We start from the raw sequence: 7,704 nt of genomic DNA on the forward strand, positions 1-7,704 counted from the left end.
TGACCAGGGTCAGTCCGAGGCCGACCAGCCGCAGCCGGGGGCGCTGCGGCTGGGCAACCCGCGCCCCCGGCTGCGGCTGGTCGGCCTCGGACTGACCCTGGTCATGCTGGTGTTCACCCTCCGGCTGCTCCAGGTGCAGGCGCTGGACGCGGACGCCTACGCGGCCAGGGCGGAGAAGAACCGCTACCAGGAGTACACGCTCTCCGCCGAGCGCGGCGAGATCACCGACCGGGCCGGCGTCGCCCTGGCCACCAGCGTGGACGCCTACGACATCACCGCCGACCCGAAGATGTTCACGCCCAAGGAGGCCAAGGCCCCGGACGCGCCCGAGCAGGCCGCGGCGCTCCTCGCGCCGATCCTCGGCAGGGACGCCGCCGAGCTGGTGCAGAAGCTGAAGGCGCCCGGCTCCCGCTACGCGCTGCTGGCCCGCCGGCAGACCCCGCAGGTGTGGAACCAGATCCGCGACCTCAAGTCCACCTACGCCCGCAAGGCCCGGGAGGACAAGGCCGACGGCGGCTCCGGCGTCAGCGTGCTGGCTGGCGTCTTCAACGAGCCCAGCAGCAAGCGGATCTACCCCAACGGGGAGCTGGCCGCCGGGATACTGGGCTACGTCAACGCCGAGGGCCGCGGCGGCGGCGGCCTGGAGTCCATGCTGGACCAGGAGCTGGCCGGCCGGGACGGCAGGATCAAGTACGCCCAGTCCGGCGGTCGGCGGGTGCCGACCGCGGGCGCCAACGAGACGCCCGCGGTGCCCGGTTCGGACATCGAGCTGACCATCGACCGGGACGTGCAGTGGGCCGCCCAGCAGGCCATCAGCCGCCAGGTCGAGGAGTCCCGGGCCGACCGGGGCTACGTCATCGTCCAGGACACCCGCACCGGCGAGGTGCTGGCCATGGCCAACTCCCCGGGCTTTGACCCCAACGACCTCTCCCAGGCGGACTCCGCCGCCATGGGCAACGCCGCCCTCCAGGACGCCTACGAGCCCGGCTCCACCGCCAAGGTGATGTCCATGGCCGCCGTCCTGGAGGAGGGCGCGGCCACCCCGTCCACCCGTGTCACGGTGCCCAACCGGCTGCACCGCGGGGACCGGCTGTTCAAGGACGACATCGACCACCCCACCTGGTACCTCACCCTCAACGGGGTGCTCGCCAAGTCCAGCAACATCGGCACCATCCTGGCCACCGGCGAGCTGGGCAGGAACCAGGCCGAGTCCAACAAGGTCCTCCACTCCTACCTGCGCGCCTTCGGCATGGGCCGGCCCAGCGGGCTCGGCTACCCCGGCGAGACCTCCGGCATCCTCGCCGCCCCCGGCGACTGGTCCACCTCGCAGCAGTACACGATCCCCTTCGGCCAGGGCATGTCCCTCAACGCCATGCAGGCCGCCTCGGTGTACTCCACCATCGCCAACGGCGGGCAGCGCATCGAACCCAACCTGGTCCGCGGCTTCCGCGGCCCCGACGGGCGCTTCACCCCCGCGCCCACCCCGAAGAAGACCCGGGTGGTCAGCGAGAAGACCGCCACCACCCTGGCCGCCATGCTGGAGTCGGTGGTCGACGACCGGGAGGGCACCGGAACCAAGGCCGCCATCCCCGGCTACCGGGTCGCCGGCAAGACCGGCACCGCCAACCGCGTCGACCCCGAACTGGGCCGCTACAAGGGCTACACCGCCTCCTTCGCCGGCTTCGCCCCCGCCGACCAGCCCCGACTCACCGTCTACTGCGCCATCCAGAACCCCACCAAGGGCAGCTACTTCGGCGGCCAGATCTGCGGCCCCGTCTACAAGAAGGTCATGGAGTTCGCCCTGAAGACCCTGTACATCGCGCCGACCGGCAAGCAACCCCCGCGGATGCCGGTCACGTTCGAACCCGGCCAGTGAGCCGGGCGGGAGCCACCGTGACGACCATCACCCCCCGATCCGAGAACCAGCCCCCGCGCGGCGGCGGCGACCACGCCGCCCCGGCGCCCTCTTTTGGCCCGATGCCGCCCCCGCCCGGTACGCTCACCGCCGTGCCACACGCTGATCAGTCCCGAACCACCCCCACGGACGCGAACGCCACCCGACCGGGAGCGCCGAGGCCGGAACGCACCCGGCCCGTCCCGCTCGGCGAGCTGGCCGCGAAGCTGGGGACCACCGCCCCGGGCGACGCCCAGGTGACCGGCATCACCCATGACTCCCGGGCGGTCCGCCCCGGAGACGTGTACGCCGCGCTGCCCGGCGCCCGGGCGCACGGCGCCGACTTCGCCGGGCAGGCCGCCGACCTCGGCGCGGTCGCCGTCCTCACCGATCCCACCGGCGCCGACCGCGCCGCCGCCACCGGACTGCCGGTGCTCGTCACCGAGCAGCCGCGCGGCCGGATGGGCGAGCTGGCCGCCGACATCTACGGCCGGCCCGGCGAGGCCCTGCTCCAGATCGGCATCACCGGCACCTCCGGCAAGACCACCACCGCCTACCTGGTCGAGGGCGGGCTGAAGGCGGCCGGCCGGTCCTCCGGACTGATCGGCACCGTCGAGATGCGCATCGGCGACGAGCGCATCAAGTCCGAGCGCACCACCCCCGAGGCCACCGACCTCCAGGCGCTCTTCGCCGTCATGCGCGAACGCGGCACCGAGGCCGTCGCCATGGAGGTCTCCAGCCACGCCCTGGTGCTGGGCCGGGTCGACGGCTGCGTCTTCGACGTCGCCGTCTTCAACAACCTCAGCCCGGAGCACATGGAGTTCCACTCCGGCATGGAGGACTACTTCCAGGCCAAGGCGCAGCTCTTCACCCCGCGCCGCTCCCGCCGCGGCGTCGTCAACCTCGACGACGAGTACGGCCAGCGGCTGGTGAAGGAGGCGTCGGTGCCGGTCACCACCTTCTCCGCCGAAGGCCACCCGGACGCCGACTGGCGGGCCGAGGACGTCGAACTGGGGGCCACCGGCTCCACCTTCACCGTCGTCGCCCCCGACGGCCGGCGGATCAGCGCCGCCGCCCCGCTGCCCGGTCCGTTCAACGTGGCCAACACCCTGGCGGCGATCTCGGTCCTCGCGGTGGCCGGAATCGACCCGCAGACCGCCGCCGACGGCGTGGCCGCCGTGCCCGGCGTCCCCGGCCGGCTGGAGCGCGTCGACGCCGGCCAGCCCTACCTCGCGGTGGTCGACTACGCCCACAAGACCGACGCCGTCGAGTCGGTGCTGCGCTCCCTGCGCAAGGTCACCGAGGGCCGGCTGCACATCGTGCTCGGCTGCGGCGGCGACCGCGACACCACCAAGCGCGGCCCGATGGGAGCGGCCGCCGCGCGGCTCGCCGACACCGCCGTGCTCACCTCCGACAACCCCCGCTCCGAGGACCCGCTCGCGATCCTCGCCGCCATGCTCGCCGGCGCCGCCGAGGTGCCGACGTTCGAACGCGGCGACGTGATCGTGGAGGAGGACCGGTCCGTGGCCATCGCCGCCGCCGTCGCACGTGCGAAGGCCGGCGACACGGTGCTGATCGCCGGCAAGGGCCACGAGCAGGGCCAGGACATCGCCGGGGTCATCCGCCCCTTCGACGACCGCGAGGTCCTGCGGCGCGCCATCGAGGCGCGGTCGCAGACCCCCGCCTCACCCCACCAGAACCCCCAGGGATGAAGTAGTGATCGCCCTCTCCCTCGCCGAGGTCGCCACCCTCACCGGCGGGCAGCCGCACGACATACCGGACCCGGAGCTCCTCGTCACCGGGCCGGTCGTGATCGACTCCCGCAAGGTCGAAGCCGGCTCGCTGTTCGCCGCCTTCGCCGGTGAGAACGTCGACGGACACGACTACGCCCGCGGCGCCGTGGACGCGGGCGCCGTCGCCGTGCTCGCCACCCGGCCGCTCGACGGCGTGCCCGCCATCGTCGTGGACGACGTGCAGCGCGCCCTCGGCGCGCTCGCCCGCGCGGTCGTCGCCCGGCTCGGCACCCGCGTGGTCGCGCTGACCGGCTCGGCCGGCAAGACCAGCACCAAGGACCTCATCGCCCAGGTGCTCCAGCGCAAGGGCCCCACGGTCTGGACGCCCGGCTCCCTCAACAACGAGATCGGCCTGCCGCTCACCGCGCTCACCGCCGACGCCGCCACCGAGCACCTGGTGCTGGAGATGGGGGCGCGCGGAATCGGCCACATCCGCTATCTCACCGAACTCACCCCGCCCTCCATCGGGCTGGTGCTCAACGTCGGCTCCGCCCACATCGGCGAGTTCGGCGGCCGCGAGCAGATCGCCCAGGCCAAGGGCGAGATGGTCGAGGCCCTGCCGTCCGCCGAGGAGGGCGGCACCGCCGTCCTCAACGCCGACGACCCGCTCGTGAAGGCCATGGCCTCCCGTACCAAGGCCCGCGTGCTGCTGTTCGGCGAGGCCGACGAAGCGGACGTACGGGCCGAGAACGTGCACCTCACCGACGCCGGGCAGCCCTCGTTCCGGCTTCGGACACCCACCGGGTGCAGCGAGGTGACCTTGCGCCTGTACGGTGAGCACCACGTGTCGAACGCGCTCGCCGCGGCCGCCGTCGCCCATGAGCTGGGCATGTCCGCCGAGGAGATCGCCACCGCGCTCTCCGGGGCAGGCACCCTCTCCCGCTGGCGCATGGAGGTCACCGAGCGTCCGGACGGTGTGACGATCGTCAACGACGCCTACAACGCCAACCCCGAGTCCATGCGGGCAGCGCTGCGCGCGCTGGTCGCCATGGGGCGGGGACGCCGTACGTGGGCGGTGCTCGGCACCATGGCCGAGCTGGGCGACGAGGCGCTCGCCGAGCACGACGCGGTCGGACGGCTCGCCGTCCGGCTCAATGTCGGCAAGCTCGTCGCGGTCGGGGGCAGGGAAGCGTCCTGGCTGCAACTGGGCGCATACAACGAGGGTTCGTGGGGTGAGGAGTCGGTGCACGTGTCCGACGCGCGGGCGGCGGTCGACCTGTTGCGCAGGGAACTGCGTCCGGGTGACGTCGTGCTGGTGAAGGCGTCCAGGTCGGTCGGCCTGGAGAAGGTCGCCGAGGCGCTGCTTCAGGGCGCCGAGGGCGAGGTCGCCGGCCGATGAGGCAGATCCTCTTCGCGGGAGCCATCGGGCTCTTCCTCACCCTGATCGGCACCCCGCTGCTGATCAAGCTCCTGGCCCGCAAGGGGTACGGGCAGTTCATCCGCGACGACGGCCCGCGCACCCACGGCAGCAAGAAGGGGACGCCCACCATGGGCGGCATCTCCTTCATCCTCGCCACCCTCATCGCGTACGCGCTGGCCAAGGTCATCACCGGCGAGAAGGTGTCCCACTCCGGCCTGCTGGTGCTGTTCCTGATGGCCGGCATGGGCCTGGTCGGCTTCCTCGACGACTACATCAAGATCGTCAAGCAGCGTTCGCTGGGCCTGCGGGCCAAGGCGAAGATGGCCGGGCAGCTCATCGTCGGCATCGCCTTCGCGGTGCTGGCGATGCAGTTCGAGAACCAGCGCGGCCAGACCCCGGCCTCCACCAAGCTCTCCTTCATCACCGACTTCGGCTGGTCCATCGGCCCGGTGCTGTTCGTGGTGTGGGCGCTGTTCATGATCCTGGCCATGTCCAACGGCGTGAACCTCACGGACGGTCTGGACGGCCTGGCCACCGGCGCGTCGGTGATGGTCTTCGGCGCCTACACCTTCATCGGGCTGTGGCAGTTCCAGGAGGCGTGCGCCAACGCCCTGGAACTGACCAACCCCAGCGCCTGCTTCGAGGTCCGCGACCCGCTCGACCTCGCCGTGGTCGCCTCCGCCCTGATGGGCGCCTGCTTCGGCTTCCTGTGGTGGAACACCTCGCCCGCCAAGATCTTCATGGGTGACACCGGTTCGCTCGCCCTCGGCGGCGCGCTGGCCGGCCTCGCGATCTGCTCCCGCACCGAGCTGCTGCTCGCGCTGCTGGGCGGCCTGTTCGTGCTCATCACCCTCTCCGTCGTCATCCAGGTCGGCTCCTTCCGGATGACCGGCAAGCGGGTCTTCCGGATGGCGCCGCTCCAGCACCACTTCGAACTCAAGGGCTGGTCCGAGGTCCTGGTGGTGGTCCGGTTCTGGATCATCCAGGGCATGTGCGTCATCGTCGGCCTCGGCCTCTTCTACGCGGGATGGGCAGCCGACAAGTGAGCACCACCTCCTGGCAGGGCAGGCACGTCGCCGTCGCCGGACTCGGCGTGAGCGGCATCCCCGCCGCCCGCGCCCTGGCCGGCCTCGGCGCGCGCGTCACGGTCGTCAACGACGGCGACGACGAGCGCTCCCGTGCGCAGGCCGAAGAGCTGCGGTCCGAGGGGATCACGGTCCGCCTGGGCGACGGCGACACCCTGCCGGAGGGCGCCGACCTCGTCGTCACCGCGCCCGGCTGGCGGCCCGACAAGCCGCTGTTCGCCGCGGCCGAGGCGGCCGGCGTCGAGGTGTGGGGCGACGTGGAGCTGGCCTGGCGGCTGCGCGGCCCGGACGCCGCGCCCTGGCTCGCCGTCACCGGCACCAACGGCAAGACCACCACCGTACGGATGCTGGCGAGCATCCTCCAGGCGGCCGGCCTGCGCACCGCGGCCGTCGGCAACATCGGCGTCTCGCTGCTGGACGCCGTCCTCGGCGAGCAGGAGTACGACGTGCTCGCCGTCGAGCTGTCCAGCTACCAGCTGCACTGGGCGCCCTCGCTGCGCGCCCACTCCGCCGCGGTGCTCAACCTCGCCCCGGACCACCTCGACTGGCACGGCTCCATGGCGGCGTACGCCGCCGACAAGGGCCGGATCTACGAGGGCAACACCGTCGCCTGCGTCTACAACGCCGCCGACCAGGCCACCGAGGACCTGGTCCGCGAGGCCGACGTCGAGGAGGGCTGCCGGGCGATCGGCTTCACCCTGGGCGCCCCCGGCCCCTCCCAGGTCGGGATCGTGGACGGCCTGCTGGTGGACCGGGCGTTCGTGGAGAACCGCCAGAAGCAGGCCCAGGAGCTGGCCGAGGTCTCCGACGTCGACCCGCCGGCCCCGCACAACATCGCCAACGCGCTCGCCGCGGCCGCGCTCGCCCGCGCCTTCGGCGTCCCGGCAGGGGCGGTCCGCGGGGGCCTGCGCGCCTTCCGGCCCGACGCCCACCGCATCGAGCACGTCGCCGACGTGGCGGGCGTGGCCTACGTGGACGACTCCAAGGCCACCAACACCCACGCCGCCGAAGCCTCCCTCGCCGCCTACGAGGGGATCGTCTGGATCGCCGGGGGCCTCGCCAAGGGCGCCACCTTCGACGAGCTGGTCCAGCGCTCCGCGCCCCGGCTGCGGGCGGCCGTGCTGATCGGCGCGGACCGCGCGCTGATCCGCGAAGCCCTGGCGCGACACGCGCCCGAGGTCCCGGTGGTCGACCTCGACCGGACCGACACTGGGGCGATGCCCCAGGCGGTCGCCGAGGCCGCCCGGCTCGCGAAGGCCGGGGACACCGTGCTCCTGGCCCCCGCCTGCGCGTCGATGGACATGTTCACCAACTACACCAAGCGGGGCCAGGCGTTCGCGGACGCCGTCCGCGCCCTCGCCGCCGAGCGCGCCTGACCGCCCGGCCGCGGGCCGCCGCGGCCGGACGCCGGACCGCCACCGGATCCGGACACCACCGGAGGGGACAGCGACCATGCGGGCCGAGAACACCGCGTACCCGCCCCGCTGGGCGGGCATCGCCCGGCGCGGCCGCACCGCCGCCGGAGCGCGCACCCCCGCCGCCGTCCGCCGCCGCGCGGGGGGAGGCCGGGGG

5 protein-coding genes are annotated in these 7,704 nt (G+C 73.1%); all 5 read left to right on the forward strand.

Annotation, left to right across the window (positions count from 1 at the left end; all coding sequences use genetic code 11):
* On the forward strand, positions 1–1,876 hold a 1,876-nt coding region (locus C6N75_RS20645), incomplete at its 5' end, for a peptidoglycan D,D-transpeptidase FtsI family protein (RefSeq protein WP_105870402.1).
* A gap of 17 nt (positions 1,877–1,893) precedes the next feature.
* Complete coding sequence (locus C6N75_RS20650) at positions 1,894–3,606, forward strand: UDP-N-acetylmuramoyl-L-alanyl-D-glutamate--2,6-diaminopimelate ligase (RefSeq protein WP_181160554.1); 1,713 nt, start codon at positions 1,894–1,896, stop codon at positions 3,604–3,606.
* A gap of 4 nt (positions 3,607–3,610) precedes the next feature.
* Positions 3,611–5,026: a UDP-N-acetylmuramoyl-tripeptide--D-alanyl-D-alanine ligase gene (locus tag C6N75_RS20655; protein ID WP_105870404.1), complete on the forward strand. Its 1,416-nt coding sequence runs from the start codon at positions 3,611–3,613 to the stop codon at positions 5,024–5,026.
* Positions 5,023–6,093 (forward strand): phospho-N-acetylmuramoyl-pentapeptide-transferase, encoded by a 1,071-nt coding sequence (mraY, locus tag C6N75_RS20660; protein WP_105870405.1) that lies wholly within the window; start codon positions 5,023–5,025, stop codon positions 6,091–6,093. The genes C6N75_RS20655 and mraY overlap by 4 nt, the downstream gene beginning before the upstream one ends.
* Entirely contained in the window at positions 6,075–7,508 is a 1,434-nt protein-coding gene (murD, locus tag C6N75_RS20665; RefSeq protein WP_181160555.1) for a UDP-N-acetylmuramoyl-L-alanine--D-glutamate ligase, read from the forward strand. Before mraY ends, murD begins: the two co-directional genes overlap by 19 nt.
* Positions 7,509–7,704: the final 196 nt, after the last annotated feature.

This window comes from Streptomyces solincola (genome assembly GCF_002982015.1).
In the GTDB taxonomy this organism is placed as follows: Bacteria; Actinomycetota; Actinomycetes; order Streptomycetales; family Streptomycetaceae; genus Streptomyces; species Streptomyces solincola.